A 25,159-nucleotide genomic window follows, 5' to 3' on the forward strand; every position below is an offset into this window, starting at 1 on the left:
AACAGACGATAATAAGAAGAATTAACTTAAAATATATCTCCATTAATTTATAATTTATCAATTCTATCAATAATTTATGACTTATCAAACTATTCTCAAATCTTTAAATCCAGCTTATCTTAAACTGAAAATATGGCGATCGCATATTAATATTTTTGAAGAAAAATTAAGTAACTTATTAAGTCAAACTGAGGCAAAAATTAATGAATCAGAGGAATATCATAAAAATAATTTAAGAGAATTTTTGAATGATGTTTACTATAAAAATAACCACTATATTAATACTCAAGATAGAAAAGATTTAGCGATTTATCATGGTAAGAATAGTGACAGTAAAATAGGGATTATTATTGAGACAAAAAGTCCTAGTAATAAAAATGAGATGTTAAGTTTTAATAAATTTAATATTAAGGCTTTACAACAGTTATTATATTATTATTTACAAGAGCGAATTGTTAACAAAAACTTTGAATTAAAACAACTAATTGTTACAAATATTTATGATTGGTTTATTTTTCCTGCCAGTTTATTTGAAAGGTTATTTTATCAAGATAAAACCTTAGTAAAACAATTTAATGACTTTCGAGAAAAAAAGTTAACCAGCCAAAAAACAGATTTATTTTATCAAGAAATTGCTCAAGTTTTCATCGCTAAAGTAGAAAATGAGCTAAAAAAAGAAGTTGTTTATTTTAATCTCAATAACTATCAAAAGAAAGAAGAATTAGACTTAGTTTTACTTTATAAAATTTTATCACCCCAACACCTTCTGAATTTATCCTTTGCTAATGATAGTAACAGTTTAGATCAAGGTTTTTATAACGAATTATTACATATTATCGGTTTAACGGAAGTTAAAGAAAAAGGCAAAAAATTAATTCAAAGATTACCAGAAAATCAACGTTTTCAAGGCTCATTATTAGAAAATACTATCACTCAATTAGACACTTATAATAAGTTAGATAATATTAATAATTTACGAGATTATGGAGAAGATAAATCAACACAATTATTTCATATTGCCTTAGAATTAGTTATTACTTGGATTAACCGTATTTTATTCTTAAAATTATTAGAAGCACAATTAGTTAACTATAATCAACAAGATAAAAATTTTAGTTTTTTAAATAGCGATCGCCTCAAGAGTTATAATGATTTAGACTTACTTTTTTTTCAAGTATTAGCAAAGAGAAATGAAGAAAGAAACCCAGATATTGAAGCAAAATTTTATCATGTACCTTACCTTAATAGTTCCTTATTTGAAGTAACAACATTAGAAAATCAAACTATTGCTATAGGTAGCTTGAATTTAGGTTATGAATTACCTTTATTTAGTCAAACAGTATTGAAAGATTATCAAGGAAAAAGGAAAAAAGGACAGTTAAATACTCTACATTATTTATTCGATTTTTTATCCGCTTTTGATTTTAGTAGTGAAACTTCAGAGGCGATTCAAGAAGAAAATAAAACCCTGATTAATGCCTCAGTTTTAGGGTTAATTTTTGAGAAGATTAACGGTTATCAAGATGGCTCATTTTTTACACCCGGTTTTATTACCATGTATATGTGTCGGGAGACGATTCACCGTGTTGTTATCCATAAATTTAATGAAGTCAAAGGGTGGAATTGTCAGAATATTGACGAATTAGCAGATAAAATTGAAGACATAAAAGAGGCTAATCTTATCATTAATAATATCAAAATTTGCGATCCAGCAGTGGGCTCAGGGCATTTTTTAGTATCAGCATTAAATGAAATTATTGCCTTGAAAAGTTACCTAAATATTTTAGTAGATAAAAAGGGCAAAAAAATTAAGAAGATTGATTATACTATCAAAGTTGTTAACGATGAATTAATCGTCACCGATGAAGATGGTAAAATCTTTAGTTATAATCCCAAAAATTCAGAAAGTCAACGCATCCAAGAAGCCTTATTTCACGAAAAACAAACTATTATTGAAAATTGCTTATTCGGTGTCGATATTAATATTAATTCTGTAAAAATTTGTCGTCTTCGGTTATGGATTGAGTTGTTAAAAAATGCTTATTATAAATTCTCTAAATTAGCCTCTAAATCCCCAACTTTGGGGACTTTTATTAATAGTAATTCACCCCCAGAATTGGAGGCAGGGGGGCAAATTAACGCCCCTAAATCCCCAACTTTGGGGACTTTTATTGATAGTAATTCCCCTCCAGAATTGGGGGCAAGGGGGCGATTTTATCCCTCAGAATTGGAAGCAGGAGGGCGATTTTATCCCCCAGAATTGGAGGGAAAAGGGCGACAATTAGAAACCTTGCCAAATATCGATATTAATATTAAATGTGGTAATAGTTTAATTAGTCGTTTTGATTTACAGGAGTTGATTTTATCCCCGAAAATTAAGCAACAAATTACTGACTTTAAACAAGCCGTTAAAATTTATCGTAACCCAAAAAGTAAGGAAGAAAAAAAAGAAGCTACTAAAAAAATTGAAGAAATAAAATCTAGTTTTTCCACAGTAATTACGGCTAATGATGACGATGATAAAAAGTTACGCAATTTGCAAATAGAGTTAGATAGTTTACTAAGTCAAACTTCTTTATTTGAGGAAACAACGAAGGAGAAAAAAGCTAAGGAAAAGAAACAAAAGCAGTTAGAAAAAGAGATTAATTTATTAACAACGAAGATTGACGATAAGAAAAATAATCGCATTTATCATCATGGTTTTGAATGGCGTTTTGAGTTTCCAGAGGTGTTAAATGATGAGGGTAACTTTATCGGTTTTGATGTGGTTATTGGCAATCCTCCATGGGGAATTATATTGAATGATGATGCAAAAAATTTACTGAGTAATAAATATTCAAATATTATTTCTTCAAAAACAAAAGACACTTATTTATACTTTTATATGTTAAGTGAATTAATTATAATTAAACAAGGTTTTATTGCTCTAATTTTACCTAATACATGGACATTAATTAACAATACAGATAAATTTAGAAATCATCTTTTAAACAATAAAGTAATTGAAATTATTGATTTTGGTGATGGTGTTTTTCAAGAAGCAACTGTAGAAAGTTGTTGTTTAATTTTACAATTAATAAATAATAACGATTCACCAGTATTTACCACTAAATATATTAAAGGTAAAATTAATAGTCAAGCATTAATTAATAAAGATATTTGGAAAAAAGATAATTTATCAAGAATATTAATAGGCATAGATAATGAAACTATTAAATTAATTTCTAAGTTAGAATGTCAAGGAAAAATTTTTGAAAAAGACTGCCAAATAATTTGGGGAATAAAACCTTATCAAAAAGGATATGGAATACCAAAACAGACTCAAGAAATGATTACCAAGAGAATTTATCATTCAAATACAAAAATTGATTCATCATGGAAACCATTATTAGTCGGCAGTAACATTCATCGTTATTTTATTAATTATCAAAATATTCAATATATTAAGTATGGAAATAATCTCATGTATCCATCGAGTCAAATTAAAATGGATAATCCCAAAATTTTAATGAGACAAACAAGCGATAAAATAATATGTGCTTATGATAAAAATAAATTTTATTGTCAAAATTCTGTATTTATTATAACTTCTGAAAATATTAATCTTAAATTTTTAATGAGTCTTTTAAATTCAAAACTATTAAATTTTTATTATTCTTTTAAAAATCCCCAAAAAGGTAAAGTATTTGCTGAAATTAAACCAAGCATAATTAAAGAGTTACCAATAAAATCAGATAGTCTTTTAAAAGAGAATATTATTAGTTTAGCTACCCAAATTTTAGATTTAAAGGAAGAAAATCCGAATAATGATACATCAAAATTAGAGAGAGAAATAGATTTATTAGTTTATGAATTATATGACTTAACAGAGGAAGAAATTAAGTTAATTGAAGGGTAAAATTAATGTTTAATTCGTCTAAATAAGAGCAAAATTTGTATAACATAGTGCGAGATACAACTATATTTTATTAAACTTCTACTAAGTCGGTAATAGTGGGTTTTGGTAATGTTTCCCCCGTTGCCTTATAAGCGATAATTAAAGATTCTAATGCTTCTTCTCCGTTGACAACGGCTTCAGTATAAGTGTCACCATGAGTGCGCCATTTTTGCCCAACAAAATCAGGAAATCCCACTAAAAAACAATTATCTTCTTCACTCCATTGAATCACCATTTTATATTTATATTTGTTCATATTAATTACTTTTTTTTGTTTCTTTTATTGCCTGTATAATTAGTTTTTCTTGATATTTTTTAGCATCTCCTCCATCTTTTCCTGAAACTGTTACTTTTCCTTGATAATTAGGATGTATCCAGTTAGTGTGACTTCCTTTCCCCTCCACTTCTTGAAAACCAGCTTGAATTAGCATTTTTTTTAATTCTTTAATTTTTTTTGGCATTATTTATTTAGCTATTCCATATAAATAATAATCATGATTTAGTGCAAAATCTTCTATTCTGGTATCAACGGCGATATTATCAATATCTAAATTAATAGCAGTAATTCTAACATATAATTTGATCGCAAATTTCTATTTTTTGATTAATTTTTGAGGGATTCGGCGGCGGCACACCAAATATGGTGGGCGATAATGATTATTTACGCTATATCTAGTGTCAATTGTTGTTTAGTAACATGGTGCGAGGTACAACCATATTTTGATCAAGAAGTTAGTAACATGGTGCGAGTTACAACCATATTTTGTTTTCTTCCTTCAAGATAATTAAACCATTAGTTACAATAAACAATTAATACCAGTGAAAAAAAATATTATATGTCACCAATTTTATTAGTATCCCGTGAAATACCTAACTTATCTTATCATCCCAGTATTAATCACTTTGACTTAACATGGGAAAAACCATTATCTACATTATTAGGCATGGGAAGGGCGGCAGGTGCTGATTTTGTAGAATTTTTCCTCGAAAAAGCAAATTATATCAGTTGTCTAGCAGAAGATGACACCATCACTAGCATTACTCCTCGACTTTCGACAGGTGCAGGAGTTAGAGTTTTTCGTGGTAAACAAGACTGTTACGTTAGCACTAATAACTTGACGTTTTCAGGATTAAAACAAGCCTTAGAAAAAGCATTATCTATCTTAGGTTTTAATCTTCCTCAAGGAAGCGCTTTTATTCCTGAAATCAACCTTGAAATGTTTAGAGATTATGCCGCCGCTAAAAATAAAGATAGTTGGTTAAGTAACTGTAGCAATATGCAAGAAATGGGGGATATATTACTTAGCGCTAATAATAAACTTAACAAAACCGCTAATCATGTACAATCTCGCCGCACTGCCTATTTCCGTGATTGGCAAGAAGTTTTAATCGCCTCCAGTGATGGTATTTTTGCCCGTGATATTCGCTTAACTCAATCCGTTGGTTATAACTTATTATGTGCTGATGGTGATAATCGCTCATCTATCGGTAAACGAGACGGCGACACAAGTAACCCCGACTTTTTAAGAAAATGGAATTACGACACCGTAGCCGAAGAAGTAGCCGAATCCGCAGGTAAAATGTTGTATGCCGATTATGTAGAATCAGGGCAATATCCCGTTATCATGGCTAATCAATTCGGTGGAGTTATCTTTCATGAAGCCTGTGGACATTTATTAGAAACTACTCAAATCGAGCGAAAAAGTACTCCTTTCATGGATAAAAAAGGCGAAAAAATCGCCCATGAAAATTTAACCGCTTGGGATGAAGGATTATCCGAAAACGCCTTTGGAAGTATTGACATGGATGATGAAGGAATGCCTCCACAACGCACTCTTTTAATCGAGAATGGCATCTTAAAGAACTTTTTATCAGATCGAGCAGGAGCGATACGCACAGGGCATCCTCGCACGGGTAGTGGCAGAAGACAGAGTTATAGTTTTGCGGCGGCTTCTCGTATGCGTAACACTTATATTGATTGTGGTAAATATACCCTCGATGAAGTATTTAACTCCGTGGATAAAGGAATTTACTGTAAAAAAATGGGCGGTGGAAGCGTTGGCCCTACAGGTGAGTTTAACTTTGGTGTAGATGAAGCCTACCTCATCGAAAACGGTAAAATCACCAAACCCTTAAAAGGTGCAACCCTCATCGGTGAAGCAAAAGAAATCATGACAAAAATTTCCATGTCATCCCAAGATTTAGCCTTAGCGGCGGGGTTTTGTGGTTCAGTCAGTGGTAGTATTTATGTTACTGTAGGGCAACCTCACATAAAAGTAGATACCATAACCGTTGGCGGAAGATAAATAAGCAATTAACAATTAACAATTTTATCCCCATAGGGTGGGCAATGCCTACAAAATTAATCAATAATGTCTCAAAGTCTATCCTCAAAAAAAACAACCTTTTTTCAAATACTAAAACAACAAAATTTTATCGGTTGGTTATTTTTAGCACCTGCATTAATTTTACTGACAATCTTTTTATTTATCCCCATTCTTTCCCTTATTTATCTTAGTTTTACTAATGGTAATTTAGTTAGTAATAAGTGGATTGGTTTAGCAAATTATCAAAGACTATTAATAGATTCCGACTTTAAACAAATTATCTTTAATACCCTTTATTTTGCGATCGCCACTATTATTCCCAGTATTATCATTCCTTTATTTTTAAGTATTTTACTGAATCAAAAAATAATATTAAGAGGATTTTTTCGCACAGCTTATTTTATCCCTAGCATCACTTCTTTAGTCGCCATGGGGTTAGGATTTCGATGGTTATTTCAAAATAATGGCCCCATCAACGAATTATTATTATCATTAAATATAAATCCCATTCCTTGGCTAAATAGTACCTTTTGGGCAATGCCAGTTATTATTATCTTTAGTACATGGCGACAAATAGGTTTCAACTTAGTGGTATTTTTAGCAGGATTACAAGCCATTCCTCAAAACCGTTACGAAGCCGCCGAGTTAGACGGTGCAAACTTTTGGGCTAAACTTTGGTATATAACCTTACCTTCATTAAAACCAACCCTCATATTTGCAACCATAACCACCGCTATCTTTACATTTCGCTCCTTCGAGCAAGTCTATATCATAACCAACGGTGGCCCATCTAATTCCACTAATCTACTTTCTTACTATATTTATGAACAAGCCTTCCGTCAATTTAACTTTGGTTACGCCGCAGCAACTACAAGTATTTTATTAATATTTGCCATAATTTTAGTGGCCATTCAACTAATTATATTGAAAGATTAACATGATCAAACCTCAGTTCGATTTTTAGGTACGGAAAATAAAGGTAAATAATAGAGGCGTTATATCGCCCCTAGTTTGTGAGATAGTTAAAAAATAACCTTATCTAGCTATTCCTAACCGTGAGTTTTTTCACCTAATACTTGTTGTTTTAAGCCATCAAATTCAGCAAATAACTCTTGACGAGTAGAAGCCTTAAGTAAATAACGAGTAACAAACCAAGCACTATACCCTAAACCAACTAATTCTAAAATAGAGGATAGAAGAGGAATATGATCAATAGCATCTAATACAGATAAAGTAATATAAACAGTAATAGCCGCAGTGATAATTAAACCTAGGGTAGTTAAAGGTTGTTTATAATCAGAAAAAAAGCTACCTAATTGTTCAGGTACTTTCGCTAAAAAATCTACTACAACGTCCACCCATTCTTGCCAATTTTGATCATCACTAGAAGTAGAAGACATTTTCGCTGGGGTAATTACACCGGGTATATCTTCCTCGAATTGTGAAATTTGGTTAATTTGATTTTCTTGTTCGTAAGTTTGAGATTCCATACAATATATCTCCTAATTTAAGATAGTTCTGTTTTCGTCAGCATAACTATATTTACTGATTCTTGCCAGATTTTATACTAGACAATAAATTTTATTGACTTTTATTATTGTTATTACACTATATTTTTGGTAAATTATCTACATTTTTTTACATTACTTATCTCATAAGCAATACGGAGTAAGATAACTAATCACAAAACAGCTTAAACTACAACAATATAGTATTTATTTTATTACTAATTTTATATAAATATTACCTATCAGGTATTACGAAAAATTTTAATAAGTGTATAGATTTTTAAAACTATTTAACGAAACGTGCAATAGTTTTCAACTTTATTGTTATTATCTTAAAATAACGAAAAACTAATATATTGGAATAGTTTATAGTTTCTAGCTATACTATATTGTTTCTTAACAATTCCCTAAATGTAATCACTTTTACAAAAATTGGTCAGGTAAGAGTGTTAAAAAATAACAGGAAAATTGTATAAGCTATATATAAATAAAAATAGAGGAGTTATCAATTTGAAAAAGATAGAAGCTATTATTCGTCCTTTTAAACTAGATGAAGTCAAAATCGCCTTAGTTAACGCTGGAATCGTGGGAATGACTGTTTCTGAGGTCCGTGGTTTTGGTCGTCAAAAAGGGCAAACTGAGCGTTATCGTGGTTCAGAATATACCGTTGAGTTTCTACAAAAGCTCAAAATTGAAATTGTAGTAGAAGACAATCAAGTTGACATGGTTGTAGATAAAGTTGTCCAAGCATCCCGCACTGGGGAAATCGGCGACGGCAAAATATTTATCTCTCCTGTAGAAGAAACTATCCGTATCAGAACTGGAGAGAAAAACTTAGAAGCGATTTAACCAATCTTAAGGTTGTGTAGGGGTAATTTTATCTTACCCCCACCACCACCCATTTTATTGATGAGAATTAGTCAGAAAAAAAAAGCCTTAGAAATTTTAACCATTCTTAAGCAACTCTACCCCAATGCTACCTGTAGCCTTGATTATGAAACTCCTTTACAACTTTTAGTAGCGACAATCTTATCGGCACAATGTACCGATGAAAGAGTTAATAAAGTTACTCCAGCATTATTTAATAGATTTCCCGATGCTCCAAGTTTTGCGAGGGGTGATAGAGAAGAAATTGAGATATTAATTCATTCCACTGGTTTTTATCGTAATAAAGCCAAAAATATTCAAAATGCTTGTCTCAAAATAGTTAATGATTTTAACGGTAATGTGCCTCAGACAATGCCAGAATTATTAAGTTTGGCAGGAGTTGCTAGAAAAACCGCTAATGTTGTCTTAGCTCACGGTTTTGGTATCATCGAAGGGGTAACAGTGGATACCCATGTAAAAAGGCTCAGTAACCGTCTAGGATTGACGAAAAAAGATAATCCCGTACAAATTGAACAAGATTTAATGAAATTAATTCCACCACCAGAATGGGAGATTTTTTCTATTAGTATTATTTATCATGGTAGAGCTGTATGTAATGCTCGTAAACCTCAGTGTTGTGAATGTACATTGGCTCATTTATGTACTTATTTTAAGAGAAATTCTTAGTAATAATAATTGTTCATTGTTATAATGATATGCTGATTAAAATAATAATTTCTATTACATACACACACTAAATATTTATAATGATTTGGCCCTTTAAACCATCATCTAAAAAACAAATTGCTCGAATTGAAATTAATGGTGCGATCGCATCTGGAACTCGTGAACAAGTATTAGAAGCCTTGGAAGTGGTAGAAGAAAAAAAATATCCTGCGCTATTATTACGCATTGATTCACCCGGTGGTACGGTTGCTGATTCCCAAGAAATTTATTCGGCGTTAAAAAAATTAGGGGAAAAAATCAAAATCGTAGCAAGTTTTGGTAATATTTCCGCTTCTGGTGGGGTTTATGTGGGAGTTGGTGCAAATCACATTGTTTCTAATCCGGGTACGATTACAGGTAGTGTTGGGGTGATTATTCGAGGAAATAATTTACAAAAATTGTTAGATAGAGTTGGGGTTTCTTTTAAAGTGATCAAATCTGGACCTTATAAAGACATTTTATCCTTTGATCGAGATTTAACTAATGAGGAAGAAAATATTTTACAACAGTTGATTGATAGTACTTATGAGCAATTTGTCGCAACGGTTGCCGAGGGCAGAAAATTAAGTCTTGAAACAGTAAGAAGTTTTGCAGATGGTCGTATTTTTAGTGGTCAACAGGCTTTAGAATTAGGATTAGTTGATCGCTTAGGTAGTGAAAAAGATGCCTTTCGCTGGGCTTGTGAATTAGTAAAACTAGATCCTGATAAGACAGAATGTGAAACCATCGAACAACCAAAATCTTTTGTTAATCGTTTTCTAAATGGTCGTAGTCAGGTAAAATCAGGGGTAGGATCTGCTATGAATTGGTTAGAATTTGAATTGGCTACCAGTGGGCAACCTTTATGGTTATATCGTCCTTAATCTATCATGGAAAATTTGCAATTTACTGGAAAAATGAATCAACAGTTAATGACAAAAGTACGAGCAATTCGAGGTGCGATTACTGTCGAAGTGAATACTAAAGAAGCCATGAGAGAGGCTGTTATGGAGTTATTAACTGACATTGAATCCCGTAACCAATTAGATTATGAAAATGTTGTTAGTGTTATTTTTACCGTTACCCCTGATTTAGATGCAGTTTTTCCCGCTGCCATCGCCAGAGAAAGCCCTCAATGGACAAATATACCGCTATTAGATATACAACAGATGCAAGTAAAAGGTAGTTTAGCCAAATGTATTCGAGTTTTAATTTATCTCAATACAGCTAAACCACAATCAGAAATTTATCATTCTTATTTGAGAAAAGCAGAAAAATTACGCCCTGATTTAAGTTTAACCCACGCCTTTTTGAGTAATGAGTAAGCGCGAATGGTATTCCCCCGATGAGATGAAATGTAATTATAATTATCATCAATTTCTGAAGAGATTGCCACAGAAAGAGAAATATATCTTATCCTAAAAGAGAGAAGTTTATAATAATCGATAGGATTAATAACAGTGAATATTCCGGGTAATATTATCACACTGATAGCAGGTATATTGCTAACCTTAATCAGCTTGTGGTATGGACAAAATCACGGCTTAATGCCCATAGAAGCCTCTCAAGGTGCAGCAGAAGTTGATGATTTATTTAATCTAATGATGACTATTGCCACAGGCTTATTTTTAATAGTACAAGGAGTTTTGGTTTACTCTATTTTTAAATTTCGTCGTCAAAAAGGAGATAAAACCGATGGTCCAGGTATCGAAGGTAATGTACCCTTAGAAATAGTTTGGACTGCTATACCGACGGTGATTGTATTTATTTTGGCACTTTATAGCTTTGAAGTGTATAACAATCTTGGCGGCTTAGATTCAGAAACATCGAGAGATTTTCCTCAAGAAGAAATGCAAATGGCTGACAATCAGAATCAAGGAAAAATGGTTGCTTTTAATCCCCATCAAGGACATTTATCTTTAGGAATTGGTAACGCTAACGCAGATATAGAAGTAGATGTTAATGGGATTCAATACGCATGGATTTTTACTTATCCTGATTCTGGTGTAGTGTCGGGTGAACTTCACGTACCGATAAATAAGCAAATCAAACTAAATATGAAGGCAGGAGATGTTATTCATGCTTTTTGGGTACCTCAACTTAGGTTAAAGCAAGATGTATTACCGGGTAGAGAATCAACTTTTGCATTTAATGCTAATAGAATTGGCGACTATCCTATTATCTGTGCAGAATTATGTGGAGCATATCATGGCGGTATGAAAACCACTCTTCATGTAGAAAGTGAAGAAGATTACCAAAAATGGATACAAGAAAATACCTTTGCTAGTGCTCAGGAAAAAGCAGATACAATGGCAATGATTACAAAACCCATGACAAAAGAATCTCGTTTAGAAATGCACTCTCATCACTTGGGAGTAAATTCTGAAACTCTTGCTCAACTCCATCGTTAATAATAAATATAATCACATCTGTTTAGTTTTCTCAGAAATACATTTTTATTCAGCACTTATGACAACTAACATAGTTTCGGAAAAATCTCAACACAAAGAAAGGAAATTAAGAGACTACTTTACCTTTAATACAGATCATAAAGTTATTGGTATTCAGTATTTAGTTACTTCTTTCTTATTCTATTTTATCGGTGGTGCATTTGCTGAAGTAGTACGAACAGAATTAGCCACACCAGATCCTGATATTGTATCACCAGAGTTGTATAACCAACTTTTCACCCTTCATGGTACGATTATGATCTTTTTATGGATTGTACCAGCAGGAGCGGCTTTTGCTAATTATCTTATCCCCTTAATGATAGGCGCTGAAGATATGGCTTTTCCCCGTTTAAATGCTGTTGCTTTTTGGTTAGTACCTCCGGGGGGAGTGCTATTATTAAGTAGCTTTTTAGTGGGTGCCCCTCAATCAGGTTGGACATCTTACCCTCCTTTAAGTTTAATGAGTGGTAAATGGGGGGAAGAAATTTGGATTGTGAGTGTACTTTTGTTAGGTACATCTTCTATTTTAGGAGGTATCAACTTTGCGACTACTATCCTTAAAATGCGGATTAAAGATATGGATTTGCACAGTATGCCTTTATTTTGTTGGGCAATGTTAGCAACTTCTGCCTTAATTATACTTTCCACTCCCGTATTAGCTGGAGCATTAATTTTACTTTCCTTCGACTTAATCGCTGGTACAAGTTTCTTTAATCCTACAGGAGGAGGTGATCCTGTGGTATATCAACATCTTTTCTGGTTTTACTCTCATCCTGCTGTATATATTATGATTATGCCATTTTTTGGTGTAATTTCTGAAGTGATTCCTGTACATTCTCGTAAACCTATTTTTGGTTATCGTGCGATCGCCTATTCTAGTTTAGCCATTAGTTTCTTAGGGTTAATTGTGTGGGCGCATCATATGTTTACCAGTGGTACACCCGGATGGTTAAGAATGTTTTTTATGGCAACAACGATGTTAATTGCCGTACCAACGGGGATCAAGATTTTTAGTTGGTGTGCTACACTTTGGGGTGGCAAAATTGAGCTAAATAGCCCTATGTTATTTGCCATGGGCTTTGTGTCATCTTTTCTCATTGGTGGGTTAACAGGAGTCATGGTAGCTTCTGTACCTTTCGATATTCATGTCCATGATACTTATTTTATTGTAGGGCATTTCCACTATGTATTATTTGGTGGATCAGCACTAGCTCTATTTTCGGGCTTTTATCACTGGTTTCCGAAAATGACTGGTAAAAATTACAATGAAGGTTTAGGTCAATTACATTTTATTTTAACTTTCATTGGTTTAAATATTACTTTTATGCCCATGCACCAATTAGGTTTAATGGGGATGAATCGTCGTATCGCTTTATATGATGTGCAATTTCAACCTTTGAATTTATTAAGTACGGCTGGTGCTTACGTTATGGCGGTGTCAACTCTTCCTTTTATCATTAATGTGATTTGGAGTTTAGCAAAAGGCACACAAGCCGAGCGTAATCCTTGGAGAGCGTTAACTCTTGAATGGCAAACAGCTTCACCACCTATCATCGAAAACTTTGAAGAAGAACCAGTTTTATGGAGTGGTCCTTATGACTATGGTATTGACGATGAAGAGCAAGAAGAAGAAAGTGTGTCGGATATGTTAGCCGATGTCAGTGCTAAGTAGCTCTCTCAAGCCTCCTTTCCGATATTGGGGACTTTAAATCACGATATTTCTTCCCCAGAATCGAAGGTAGGGGGCAAATCCAAATCACAATTAATGAAAAATTATGCAAAGTCCAGCTATTGACTCTCAACTTACCGTTGGTTACGAAAAAGAAGCCGAATCTCACTCTCATGGACATCCAGATCATCGGATGTTTGGATTAGTATTATTTCTTATCTCTGAAAGTATGATCTTTTTTGGTCTTTTCAGTGGTTATATGATTTACTATTCTACTCTCCCCGAATGGCCTATGGATGGCATAGAATTAGAGTTACTTTTACCCAGTATTAACAGTATTATCCTTATTTCTAGTAGCTTTGTCATGCACAAAGGGCAAAGTTGTATTAAAAATAATGATGTCAAAGGGTTACAACTATGGTTTGGCATAACAGCTCTTATGGGTGTTATCTTCTTGGGCGGACAACTTTACGAATATGCTCATACGGGCTTTGGTTTAACGGATAATCTTTTTACCAGTTGTTTTTATGTGTTGACTGGTTTTCATGGTTTACACGTTACCCTCGGATTATTCTTTATTCTAGCTGTATTGTGGAGATCAAGAGGAGAAAATCATTATTCTAGTAATAAACATTTCGGAGTAGAAGCATCGGAATTATATTGGCATTTCGTCGATGTTATTTGGATAATTTTATTTATTCTGGTGTATTTATTACCTTTACAATAAGTATTTAGGGGCATAAATTGCCCCTTTAACCAATAGAATCAGTTATTTAATTGAAAGAAGGACAAGAAACATTAGTACCACCTAATCCGCAATAACCATTAGGATTTTTAGCAAGGTATTGTTGATGATAACCTTCAGCAAAATAAAATTCAGGAGCGGAAATAACTTCCGTAGTAATTTCCTCATAACCTGCTTTTTTTAACTCCTCTTGAAATACAGTTTTGGATTTTTCTGCTAGGATTTGTTGCTCATCAGAATAAGTATAAATACCTGAGCGATACTGAGTACCTTTATCATTTCCTTGACGCATTCCCTGAGTTGGGTTATGATTTTCCCAGAAAACTTTTAAAAGAGTTTCATAAGAAATAATCTTAGGGTCATAAACCACCTTTACCACCTCATTATGACCTGTTCTACCACTACAAACCTCTTCATAGGTAGGATTTGGGGTAAAACCAGCAGCATAACCCACCGCAGTGATATAAATGCCTTTTTCTAGTAGCCAGAATTTTTTTTCTGCCCCCCAAAAACAGCCCATACCAAACATTGCTACTTCCATATTTTCAGGATAAGGCGGCTTCATGGAATTACCGTTAACGTAGTGTTGAGAGGGAATAGGCATTGTCTTACTTCTTCCGGGTAACGCTTCGGAAGGAGTAGGTAAAGTTGATTTTTTGTCTCCGAGTCCAAATAAAAACATAATGAATGATGGCTAATGAATAATTAATAATTTTGTTTCCTTCCTCAAGTTGTGGGAAAAGTCACCATAACCCACGGAGAAAGATACTATTCCCATTCTATAGTACCGGGAGGTTTAGAAGTAATGTCATAAACAACACGATTAACCCCTTTTACCTCATTAACAATGCGATTAGATATAGCTTCTAATAAATCATAAGGTGCTCTTGACCAATCCGCCGTCATACCATCTTCACTGGTAATTAAACGCAAAACCACGGGGAAAGCATAGGTTCGTTTATCTCCCATAACACCAACACTTTTAACAGGTAATAACACCGCAAATGCTTGCCAAAAATCATGATACATATCCCATTTTTTGATCTCATCTCTAACGACAAAATCAGCATCACGAAGGATATTTAATTTTTCAGCCGTGACATCTCCTAAAATGCGAATAGCTAAACCAGGGCCGGGGAAAGGATGACGAGAGACGATTTCTTCAGGCAGTCCAATAGATCTACCTACTTTGCGTACTTCATCTTTAAATAATTTGCGCAGAGGTTCGACTAATTTAAACCGTAGATTTTTTGGCAAACCACCCACATTATGATGACTCTTAATTTTTACCGCAACTCTTTCACCAGTTTTAGGATCTACATTGGTATCGGCTGATTCGATCACATCGGGGTATAATGTACCTTGAGCTAAATAGTCAAAAGGTCCTAAACGGTTAGATTCTTCCTCAAATACTTGGATAAATTCATGACCAATTAAGCGACGTTTTTCTTCTGGATCTGTTACTCCTGCTAGTTTATCAATAAATCTATCTCTTGCATTAACGTATTGAACATTGATGTGAAACTGGTTATCAAAAATTTCTACCAGCCTTTCTGGTTCACCTTTGCGCATAAAACCTTGATCAATAAACATACAAGTAAGTTGATTTCCGATAGCTTCATGGAGCAAAAAAGCAAGGGTAGAAGAATCCACACCACCAGACAATGCTAATAATACTCGTTTATCCCCCACTCTGGCTCGAATTTCTTTGATAGACTCTTCCACAAAAGTTTTTGTTGTCCATGTTGGTTCGCAACCACAGATATGATAAACAAAATTACGAATTAATGCTGTACCATATTCAGAATGAATTACTTCTGGGTGAAATTGCACTCCATACAGTTTTTCTTGATGTTTGGCGATCGCAGCACAAGAAGTATTGTCAGTATGAGCGAGAATTTTAAAACCGTCAGGAAGTTGAGTACAAGAATCACCGTGACTCATCCACATGGTGGAATTTTGTTCTACATTAGTGAGTAAATCCGTAGGATCATCAATATGTAAAGAAGCCTTACCATATTCGCCTCTTTTTGATCTTTCAACCTTACCGCCCAATTGTTTAACCATTAGTTGCATACCATAACAAACCCCTAAAATAGGGATGCCTAGTTGCCAAATTTCAGGATCACAAACAGGAGCATAATCATCATATACCGAACTAGGGCCACCTGAAAGAATAATGCCTTTGGGGTTAATTTTTTTTAGTTTTTCAGCAGTAGTGCGATAAGAAATAACTTCAGAATAAACCTCAGTTTCTCGGATGCGACGGGCGATTAATTCTGAATATTGAGAACCAAAATCAAGAATAGCGATCATTTGACGTTGAATATCAATGGTAGAATCATTGTCAGTGGTGGATTGATCTTGTTCTTTAGAAATGATGTTGTCTGCTATAGTCACGGGTAATTAAATTTAATGTATGGATTTTAAATATATTCAGCAATTCTTCAGCTTAAAATATTTTAACATAACAGGGAATGAGTAGTTAGGAATTAGTAGAGACAAATTTTTAGATAAATGTTGTCAAATTTTTATTATTTCTTTCTACCTAATAAAAGGTATAATTAACTTATAATAATCAGGTAATTTTACATTAATTAATGAATATAAAAACCAAAGAAAATGACTGGGGATTATTATTAAAAATTGCCCCTTATGCTAAACGAAACTCATCTATTTTATTAATATCTTTAGTTTTATTAGTTCCTTTATCCTTAGCTGGAGCAGTACAACCTTTACTTATTGGTCAAGCTATTTCACTGTTAAGAAAAGAACCTACATGGTCATTTTTAAATTCTTATTCTATCTCCAATGGCTTAAATTTGTTAGGTTTTATTTTACTTTTTACTATTATTATTAGAACTATTTTTCAAGCATGGCAAGGATTTTTAGTGCAAAAAGTTGGACAGGAAATAACTGCATTTATTCGAGAAGATTTATTTAATCATGTCATTTCTTTAGGTGCTAGTTTTTTCCATAAAACTCCTGTCGGTAAATTAGTTACAAGAATTACTAATGATGTAGAAGCCTTGGGGGATGTTTTCGCTACGGGCGCTATCGGTATTCTTAGCGATTTAGTGGCTATTTTTGTCATTATTTTAACGATGTTTACGTTACAGTGGCAATTAGCTTCTATGTTAGTTTTGATGTTAATTCCTGTTACCGCTTTGATTATTTATTTTCAAAGACAATACCGTAAAGCCAATTATGTCGCTAGGGAAGAATTATCTGTACTTAACTCCATGTTGCAAGAAAACGTTGTTGGTATCAATATTGTGCAATTATTTCGACGAGAAAAATATAACAGTGAAATGTTCCATATTGCTAATGAGCGTTATCGAGTTGCTGTTGATAAAACTATTTTTCATGATTCGGCGGTGTCTGCAACTTTGGAATGGATTTCTTTAGTGGCCATCGCAGGAGTATTATGGTTAGGAGGATTATTCGTTTTAGAAGATAAACTCAGCTTCGGAGTATTATCAGCATTTATTCTTTATTCTCAACGATTATTTGATCCTTTGCGACAATTTGCCGATAAATTTACTATGTTTCAGTCGGGATTTACCGCCATTGAAAGAATTACCGAATTAATGAGTATTCCTTTAGAAATTAAAGACTCTGACAATAATATTAGCTTCGACATTAACGCAAAACAAGAAAAAATTGGACAGATAAAATTTGAAAATGTCTGGTTTGGTTATAAACCCGATGAATATGTCTTAAAAAATCTCAACTTTACCATTAACTCAGGGGAAAAAATTGCTTTAGTAGGGCCTACAGGTGCGGGAAAAAGCTCTATAATTAGGTTACTTTGTCGATTATATGAACCAACTCAAGGAAGAATTTTAGTAGATGGTATCGACATCAGAGATATTACTCAAGCAGAATTAAGATGTCATATCGGCGTTATTTTACAAGAAAGTTTTATCTTTGTGGGAGACGTACAACGAAATATAACTTTAGGAGAAGAATATAGTTTTAATGAGATTCAAGAAGCAGCAAAAATTACTAATATTGATAAATTTATTGATAAATTACCCCAAGGATATGATACTCAATTAAGAGAAAGAGGTGCGAATCTTTCAGGAGGACAAAAACAACTTTTAGCCTTCGCTAGAGTCGCTATTCGTAACCCTAATATTTTAGTTTTAGATGAAGCAACTTCTAGTTTAGATGTAGCAACAGAAGCAGATACTCAAGCAGCTTTAGACAAACTTTTAGTCAATAAAACTGCTATTATTATCGCTCACCGTCTTTCTACTATTCGTAATGTTGACAAAATTTTAGTATTAAAAAATGGAGAATTAATCGAGTCAGGTAGTCATGATCAATTATTAACAGAAAATGGTTTATATGCCAGTTTATATAAATTGCAAATGTTAACTAATAGTAGTAAATAAAAGTTAAATATATTAATGTATCAAATTATTGCAACTTCCCTTAATTTAATTTTTTTGTGCTACGCTTTTACTATGCTATTTAAACCTAGCATTTTAATTTATTAAGACAATTTTTATTATGGCTAATTTTAATTTCGGGGTAATTGATGGGGATTTTTTTACATCCAGTGGAAATCTGACTCAGTTAGACAATAATGATACTTTCTTTTTTCGTTTAGAAAATAATGATTCTGTCATTAATGTAAATCTCTTTAACATAATTGGAGGAGATGCGGATATAGAATTATATGAAGACAGTAACTTTAATGGCATATTAGACGCTACTGACTCTTTACTTGACGGATCAAGTAGAACAGGGACACAGGAAGAAGTAATTAAAAGAATCGAGACTGCTTCAGATTATTTTGTGAAAGTAGTTCGATTTGACGGTAACAGCATTGATTACGATCTTTCCCTAACTATGACAGAAGGATTATCTTCCACACAAACTGCCATTAATTTATCACCCAATAATCAACGTTTTTTTTCGGATTTCCTTAGAGGTATTACTACCTTTCCTCAAAACAGACAATTTGATGCTATTGAATATACAACTTCAGCTAATGGAACAATTTTCGGTCAAATAACAACTAATGCAAGTGATTCTCAATTTAATATTAAGGTTTTTGATGATACCAATAGTAACGGTATTTTTGATACCAGAGATTTACTGCTAACACAAAAAGAAGTCATCGGACAAACGGGCTTTATCAATGTACCCGTTGAAACAGGTAGAGGTTTTGTTCAAATTGAAAACTTATCAAATACTGGATATGACTATAGTATTGCTGCTAACTATCTTCAAGATAATCCTACCAGCACAAATACCAGTCCCCTAACTTTACAACGAGGAACGGCACAAATTGCTTATGTAGCCTATTATGGTCGTCCTGGCGATCCTAGTGGTGTTAATTTTTGGAATCAAACCCTAGGAAACGGAAACGTGAATTATTCTCCTCGTAATGGAGATATTCTGACGGGAAGTGAGCAAACTACTTATGATCGAATCGTTAATGATTTTGGCAATTCTGCCGAAGCTAATCGTTTATTTGGTGGTCTTAGTAATAGTGATAAAGTGAATCAAGTTTATAACTTTGCCTTCGGTAGAGACGCAGAAGCAAGTGGTTTAAACTTTTGGACAACTCAACTTAATAATGGTGGTGTTACCCTAGCAACTTTCGCTTTAGAAGTAGCATTAGGTGCTCAGAATCAAGATATTATTGTGTTACGGAATAAAATTACCAGTGCAGACTTGTTTTCTCGATCTATTAACACTCAAGGTGAAATCAATGCTTATAGTGGAAGTACTGGAGAAGCATTCGGACGAAATTGGTTAGAACCTTTTGATAACTTTATTTCACTGCAAGGGAATGCTGATACTGCATTAAGCGTATTCTCATCATAGTATTTTTTGATAATATATTCTATTTTTTTAGATAAATATTATCAAATCTTGTATAATTTTAACCTGAGTTGCCCATAGAATTACTAATAAACTCAGGATTTATTTACTAAGTTTAATCATGATTTCATGTCTTCTTTTGATTCAAATTTAATTAGAGTCTTGTGAATAAATTAAAAATTATACAACCTCTAATTAATCAATTTAAAATAAACATTACCTATGTTAAAAATTAATATTCCGAGTATTAATGAGAGAGAAATTAAGGAAAAAATTATTTCTGAAATGCAATTTTTACAAGCTCAAATAACTTTACATTCTCAAGAAAATGTTATTTGGAGTAATATTCAAGAACAAATTAAATATTTTCAAGGCTTTATAAATACTGCAAAATCAAGAGCTGAAATAAGAGATAGTTGGCCTAATTCTTTAAATAAATTTCCTTTTATATTACTTAAACCTTTTGGCATTATTTTTTTTAATATTTTCAATTTTTTATTTAGAGATCAAAGAGAAGTAAATTTTAATATTTTAAGTGCTTTAGAAGAATCTGTTAAACTTAATCAAATAATTTTAGAACAAATAAAGTCCATTACTTCTACATCTCAAGAAGAGTTAAATACTGTTAAATTTATTAGTTCAGATTTTCAAAATAAATATAAAGATTTAGAAAAAAAAATAAATAATTTAGAGCAAAAACATAGTCAAGAAATAAATAATTTAGAACAAAAATATAGCGAAAAAGTTAATAACTTAGAGCAAAAACACAGTCAAGAAATAAATAATTTAGAACAAAAACAAGAAGATATTTTTTATAAAACTATTTATTTGCAGGAAGATTTAATTCAACAAAAACAGTTAATAAATATATTTTTAAATCAATTATCAGGGAATAAAAATCAAAAAGTATTAAATCAACAAATCAAAAAAATAGGTAAAGAAAAATTTAATTATTTAGATAGTTTTTATTTAGCTTTAGAAAATAAATTTAGAGGAAAAAGAGAGGATATTAAAGAACAACAAAAAACAGATTATTTATCTTTATTACAGAAATTAAATATTAATGGTTTAGAGTCTCAAATTTTAGATATTGGATGCGGAAGGGGAGAATGGTTAGAAGTATTAAAAGACTATAAATATAATGCGAAGGGTATTGATCTTAATAAAATAATGGTAAGTGAATGTTGTGCTAGAGGATTTGATGTTATTAATCAAGATTGTGTGGATTATTTAAAATCTTTATCTAAGGAAAGTTTAAATTTAATTACGGGGTTTCATCTTATAGAACATTTACCGTTTAATATTTTATGGGAATTATTAGCTGAAAGTTTACGCGCTTTGAAGTCTGGAGGATTAATTATTTTTGAAACACCAAATCCTGATAATGTCTTAGTAGGAAGTCGTAATTTTTATATCGATCCTACTCATCGTAATCCTTTACCTAGTGTAATGATCAAATTTTTGGTAGAATCTATAGGCTTTATCAATGTAGAAATTATGAATCTTCATCCTATATCAGATCAAAAAATCGATGGAGGAGAATTAGCACATCGATTTAATGAATACTTTTATTGTTCTCAAGATTACGCTGTGATAGGATATAAACCATGAAAATTGTAGTTCTTTCCGTATCTGCACCTTTTATCATGGGAGGAGCAGAAATTCATGCAGAATCTTTAGTAAAAGCCTTAAAAGAATTTGGTTATGAGGCTGAGTTAGTCACTATTCCTTTTAAAACTTATCCAAATCAAAGAATTTTAGACACAATGTTAATGTTTCGTCTTTTAGATGTTACAGAATCCTGTGGGCAAAAAATCAATCTTGTTATTCCTTTGAAATTTCCAGCTTATTTAACTCCTCATCCTAATAAGGTAGTTTGGTTGTTACATCAACATCGAGATGCCTATGATTTATGGAATAATCCTGTATGTGGTTTACAATATAATCCAGACGGACAGCAAATTCGAGATACTATTATTAATGGTGATAATAATGCTTTTGACGAGTGTCGTAAAATCTATGCTAATTCTCAAAATGTAGCAAAAAGACTGAAAAAATTTAATAATGTTGACTCAACTCCTCTTTATCATCCCCCTAAAAATGCTCATGGATTTTATTCTCATAATTCCCAAAGTTACTTTTTTTTCCCCAGTCGCTTGACGAAAATTAAAAGACAAGAATTAATCTTAGAGGCGATCGCCAAAACTCATCACTCGGTAAAAGTTGTTTTTGCGGGGAGTGCAGATGATGGGAAATATGATCAAGAATTGAAAGAAATGGCGGAAAAACTAGGTATATCTCATCAGGCGATTTTTTTAGGTAGAATTTCCGAAGAAGAAAAATTAAAATATTACGCTGAATGTTTGGGGGTATTATACCCTCCTTTTGACGAAGATTATGGCTATGTAACCTTAGAAGGAATGTTATCATCAAAACCTGTAATTAGTTGTAGTGATTCAGGCGGTCCGTTAGAATTTTTGATAAATCAAGAAACAGGCATTATTGCGGAGTCAAATTCCTTAGCTTTAGCCCAAGCGATGGATAAATTATGGGAAAATCCCAGTAAATCAACCATAATGGGAAAAAATGCCAGAAAATATTATGACTCTTTAAATATTACTTGGTCAAATGTAGTGGAAAAATTAACAACAATATGAGAATAAATTGGTTTTCACCCTTACCACAAAAAAAAACAGATATAGCTAATTATACCCAAAGAATAATTCCTTATTTACAAAGTAAAGCTAATGTAACTCTTTGGACAAATCAACAGGAATGGAGTAAAGAAATAGAAAAGTATGCTTCTGTTAAACAATATAAATTAGAAGAAATGCCGTGGTTTGAATTAAATCAAGGAGATGTCAACATTTATCATATTGGTAATAATGCTAGTTTTCATGGAGAAATATGGCACATTAGCCGACAATTTCCGAGTATAGTAATTTTGCATGATGAAAAGTTACAGGATTTTTTCTATATGTTGAATTCTGATAAAAATAATTACATTCAACAAATGAAGGATACCTATGGACAAGAAGGGGGAGAAAACGCTAGATTATTTCTTAATGGTCATTATTCCATGGAGTTTATGGCGGAAAATTATCCCCTTACTCCTTTAGTGTTAGAAAATGCTTTGGGAGTCATTAGCCATAATAGAAATGTTTATCTTTCCCTTTCTCAAGAAAATAAATGGTTAACAGCATATACTCCTTTACCCTACGTTAATAATGAGTTTATTTCTGATAATAATGAACAAAACCAAGAAAAACCCTACAAATTAATTATCTTCGGTTTTATCGGTAAAAATCGGCGTTTAGATGCAATCTTACAAGCATTATCTGAGTTTAAACAAAAAGATAGTTTTCGCTTAAATATTTATGGGCAATTGTGGGATGAAAAATATGTCAAAAAACAAATTGAAATATTAGGTTTAGAAAAATTAGTCACCATACATGGTTTTGTCTCCCATAAAGAATTAGATTTAGCTTTATCAAATTCCCATCTAGGAATTAATTTACGTTACCCTACCATGGGAGAAGCATCAGGAAGTCAATTGCGCCTTTGGAGTCATGGTTTACCTTCCCTTGTTACAAAAATTGGTTGGTATGGTAATTTAAACCCCTCTGCTGTTGCTTTTGTCAGACACGATCATGAAATAAAGGACATTCATCAACATTTACAAAATTTCTTAGATAATCCCCAAGAATATAAAAACAAGGGAATAGAAGGGAAAAAAATCTTAGAAACTGATCATCATCCTCAATTATACGCCCAAGCTATTGTTGATTTTGCTACCCAAGTTTGTCAATATAGATGTCAGTCTAGTATCAATCGCATAATTAAAAGAGTATCATCAGAATTGAATTATCTTAACCCAAATCTTCTCTCAAATTCAAGTTTAGATAATGTCAGTGAAGCTATAAAATTTATCACTTTTAATCAAAAGAAATAATCATTCTTATTTTTATTAAAACAAGAGATTTAAGTCTGTTATAAATATTTTGTCAAACTTATTTAAGTCTTTAAAATATACATTTTAAGAATGTTATTTGTTACTATTAATTGATAGGTAAACCTATTTTTTCTTTAACTTTAAACCATTTTTTTCTAAGTTTCCAAAATTTACTACTTTCCATAGCTTTTATCATTTCTTTTTCTTGATCTAATTCTATTCCTAAATTTTTTAATGTATTTTCTAAATTAATTATTTTTTCCTTATGTTTTGCTATTATATCATATGTGTTTAAAATCTCACTATTATTTTGATCTATTAATTTTTGTTGTTCTAATAAAATTTTTTCTAAATGTTTAATTTGAAAGTTTAAATCTTTTGTTTGATTTTTATTAATATCAATATTTTTTTCTAAATTACTAATATGATGTTTTTGGTCATATTCTGAAAAACAAATAAATTTATCAAATACATTAACAGGAGTTGTAAAAAAATTCTTCCAGGGGGAAAATTCTTCAGCTAAATAAAAATCATTTAAACCATCGAAATAAATATGTTGATAATTATAATTATTTAAAAAATCAGAAATATTAGTTTCTTTTCTAATAGAAGAATTAGGAATAGTTGCTTCTAAAAGAACAATTTTTGGACGAAAATTTTGCCAATCATGGCCTAAAATTACTTTTTCTTCCCAGCCTTCTACGTCTATTTTTAAAAAGTCAATAGGTTGATTAATATATTGACGACAAACATCACCTAATGTCTTCACTATAACAGGATATTCCAGTACAGAAAAACCATTTTTTTTAACCAGTTTTTCAGTCATTTCTCTATCAAAAGTTGACAACCCAGTATCTAATAATTCATAAAAATTTGATTCTCCTTGTCGATCACTAATGGCTATATTAAGATTAAGATCATTAGGGCGATCCTTTTCAAGTAAATGAAAAATTTTAGGCACTGGTTCAATATTAATACCAGTCCATCCTTTTTCATAAAAAGCCTTAGTAACTGAATCATAAATAGGATGATGCGCACCAATATCAATATAAAAACCTTTTTCTTGATTTTTAAAAATACGATTTAATAAAACATCTTCAAAGTTTTGAGCGTAAGAAATAAACATAATTTTTAGTTAGATTTTTTTAATAAACGACT

At 32.0% G+C, this 25,159-nt stretch carries 21 protein-coding genes; 15 read left to right on the top strand and 6 right to left on the bottom strand.

The features are described from left to right. Nucleotides 1-76: 76 nt before the first annotated feature. Nucleotides 77-3,898, top strand: a complete 3,822-nt coding sequence (locus tag ACEW8E_RS11760) for an Eco57I restriction-modification methylase domain-containing protein (protein ID WP_373480535.1) — start codon at nt 77-79, stop codon at nt 3,896-3,898. Nucleotides 3,899-3,968: 70 nt separating this feature from the next. Here ACEW8E_RS11760 and ACEW8E_RS11765 read toward each other — a convergent pair whose 3' ends face one another. Both ACEW8E_RS11765 and ACEW8E_RS11770 read right to left on the bottom strand, forming a co-directional pair. Next, on the bottom strand, nt 3,969-4,193 hold the full coding sequence (locus tag ACEW8E_RS11765; protein ID WP_373480536.1) for a type II toxin-antitoxin system HicB family antitoxin: 225 nt from the start codon (nt 4,191-4,193) through the stop codon (nt 3,969-3,971). A 1-nt stretch (nt 4,194) separates the two neighbouring features. Beyond that, a complete protein-coding gene (locus ACEW8E_RS11770) occupies nt 4,195-4,398 on the bottom strand; it encodes a type II toxin-antitoxin system HicA family toxin (RefSeq protein ID WP_373480537.1) in 204 nt (67 codons plus the stop codon). 375 nt (nt 4,399-4,773) lie between these two features. Between ACEW8E_RS11770 and ACEW8E_RS11775 the strand changes: the two genes are divergently transcribed. Together ACEW8E_RS11775 and ACEW8E_RS11780 are read left to right on the top strand one after the other, a co-directional pair. Next, on the top strand, nt 4,774-6,243 hold the full coding sequence (locus ACEW8E_RS11775) for a TldD/PmbA family protein (RefSeq protein WP_373480538.1): 1,470 nt from the start codon (nt 4,774-4,776) through the stop codon (nt 6,241-6,243). Between the two features lie 66 nt (nt 6,244-6,309). Further along, nucleotides 6,310-7,200 (top strand): carbohydrate ABC transporter permease, encoded by an 891-nt coding sequence (locus ACEW8E_RS11780; RefSeq protein ID WP_373480539.1) that lies wholly within the window; start codon nt 6,310-6,312, stop codon nt 7,198-7,200. A gap of 113 nt (nt 7,201-7,313) precedes the next feature. Here ACEW8E_RS11780 and ACEW8E_RS11785 read toward each other — a convergent pair whose 3' ends face one another. After that, the gene (locus ACEW8E_RS11785) at nt 7,314-7,754 is read right to left on the bottom strand and encodes a CAAD domain-containing protein (RefSeq protein WP_373480540.1); all 441 of its coding nucleotides are present in this window, start codon (nt 7,752-7,754) and stop codon (nt 7,314-7,316) included. A 528-nt stretch (nt 7,755-8,282) separates the two neighbouring features. On the opposite strand from ACEW8E_RS11785, the gene ACEW8E_RS11790 reads away from it, so the two are divergent. The 7 genes from ACEW8E_RS11790 to ACEW8E_RS11820 all read left to right on the top strand — a co-directional run bounded on the left by ACEW8E_RS11790 (nt 8,283) and on the right by ACEW8E_RS11820 (nt 14,190). Next, nucleotides 8,283-8,621 carry a P-II family nitrogen regulator gene (locus ACEW8E_RS11790; protein ID WP_373480541.1) on the top strand — a complete coding sequence of 113 codons (339 nt, stop codon included), beginning with the start codon at nt 8,283-8,285 and terminating at the stop codon, nt 8,619-8,621. 60 nt (nt 8,622-8,681) lie between these two features. Next, nucleotides 8,682-9,326, top strand: a complete 645-nt coding sequence (gene nth, locus ACEW8E_RS11795) for an endonuclease III (RefSeq protein ID WP_373480542.1) — start codon at nt 8,682-8,684, stop codon at nt 9,324-9,326. Between the two features lie 80 nt (nt 9,327-9,406). Beyond that, nucleotides 9,407-10,228, top strand: a complete 822-nt coding sequence (gene sppA / locus ACEW8E_RS11800) for a signal peptide peptidase SppA (RefSeq protein ID WP_373480543.1) — start codon at nt 9,407-9,409, stop codon at nt 10,226-10,228. 6 nt (nt 10,229-10,234) lie between these two features. Next, complete coding sequence (aroH, locus tag ACEW8E_RS11805; RefSeq protein WP_373480544.1) at nt 10,235-10,669, top strand: chorismate mutase; 435 nt, start codon at nt 10,235-10,237, stop codon at nt 10,667-10,669. Nucleotides 10,670-10,804: 135 nt separating this feature from the next. Further along, the gene (locus ACEW8E_RS11810; protein ID WP_373480545.1) at nt 10,805-11,755 is read left to right on the top strand and encodes a cytochrome c oxidase subunit II; all 951 of its coding nucleotides are present in this window, start codon (nt 10,805-10,807) and stop codon (nt 11,753-11,755) included. A 58-nt stretch (nt 11,756-11,813) separates the two neighbouring features. Beyond that, nucleotides 11,814-13,466, top strand: coding sequence for a cytochrome c oxidase subunit I (gene ctaD / locus ACEW8E_RS11815; protein WP_373480546.1), 1,653 nt, complete (start codon nt 11,814-11,816; stop codon nt 13,464-13,466). A gap of 103 nt (nt 13,467-13,569) precedes the next feature. After that, on the top strand, nt 13,570-14,190 hold the full coding sequence (locus ACEW8E_RS11820) for a heme-copper oxidase subunit III (RefSeq protein WP_373480547.1): 621 nt from the start codon (nt 13,570-13,572) through the stop codon (nt 14,188-14,190). A 46-nt stretch (nt 14,191-14,236) separates the two neighbouring features. Here ACEW8E_RS11820 and msrA read toward each other — a convergent pair whose 3' ends face one another. Continuing rightward, nucleotides 14,237-14,890 (bottom strand): peptide-methionine (S)-S-oxide reductase MsrA, encoded by a 654-nt coding sequence (msrA, locus tag ACEW8E_RS11825; protein ID WP_373480548.1) that lies wholly within the window; start codon nt 14,888-14,890, stop codon nt 14,237-14,239. Nucleotides 14,891-14,976: 86 nt separating this feature from the next. Continuing rightward, the gene (guaA, locus tag ACEW8E_RS11830) at nt 14,977-16,524 is read right to left on the bottom strand and encodes a glutamine-hydrolyzing GMP synthase (protein WP_373480591.1); all 1,548 of its coding nucleotides are present in this window, start codon (nt 16,522-16,524) and stop codon (nt 14,977-14,979) included. 284 nt (nt 16,525-16,808) lie between these two features. Here guaA and ACEW8E_RS11835 point away from each other — a divergent pair, with 284 nt between their 5' ends. The 5 genes from ACEW8E_RS11835 (at nt 16,809) to ACEW8E_RS11855 (ending at nt 24,001) form a co-directional block, all read left to right on the top strand. After that, the gene (locus ACEW8E_RS11835) at nt 16,809-18,608 is read left to right on the top strand and encodes an ABC transporter ATP-binding protein (RefSeq protein WP_373480549.1); all 1,800 of its coding nucleotides are present in this window, start codon (nt 16,809-16,811) and stop codon (nt 18,606-18,608) included. A 118-nt stretch (nt 18,609-18,726) separates the two neighbouring features. Then, complete coding sequence (locus ACEW8E_RS11840) at nt 18,727-20,052, top strand: DUF4214 domain-containing protein (RefSeq protein WP_373480550.1); 1,326 nt, start codon at nt 18,727-18,729, stop codon at nt 20,050-20,052. Nucleotides 20,053-20,271: 219 nt separating this feature from the next. Continuing rightward, nucleotides 20,272-21,660: a methyltransferase domain-containing protein gene (locus ACEW8E_RS11845; protein WP_373480551.1), complete on the top strand. Its 1,389-nt coding sequence runs from the start codon at nt 20,272-20,274 to the stop codon at nt 21,658-21,660. Next, complete coding sequence (locus ACEW8E_RS11850; protein ID WP_373480552.1) at nt 21,657-22,706, top strand: glycosyltransferase family 4 protein; 1,050 nt, start codon at nt 21,657-21,659, stop codon at nt 22,704-22,706. Before ACEW8E_RS11845 ends, ACEW8E_RS11850 begins: the two co-directional genes overlap by 4 nt. Beyond that, complete coding sequence (locus ACEW8E_RS11855; RefSeq protein WP_373480553.1) at nt 22,703-24,001, top strand: glycosyltransferase; 1,299 nt, start codon at nt 22,703-22,705, stop codon at nt 23,999-24,001. The genes ACEW8E_RS11850 and ACEW8E_RS11855 overlap by 4 nt, the downstream gene beginning before the upstream one ends. 106 nt (nt 24,002-24,107) lie before the next feature. On the opposite strand, the gene ACEW8E_RS11860 is transcribed toward ACEW8E_RS11855, so the two are convergent. Beyond that, nucleotides 24,108-25,127, bottom strand: coding sequence for an FkbM family methyltransferase (locus tag ACEW8E_RS11860; protein ID WP_373480554.1), 1,020 nt, complete (start codon nt 25,125-25,127; stop codon nt 24,108-24,110). Between the last annotated feature and the right edge of the window lie 32 nt (nt 25,128-25,159).

The organism is Geminocystis sp. (genome assembly GCF_041753295.1).
Taxonomy (GTDB): domain Bacteria; phylum Cyanobacteriota; class Cyanobacteriia; order Cyanobacteriales; family Cyanobacteriaceae; genus Geminocystis.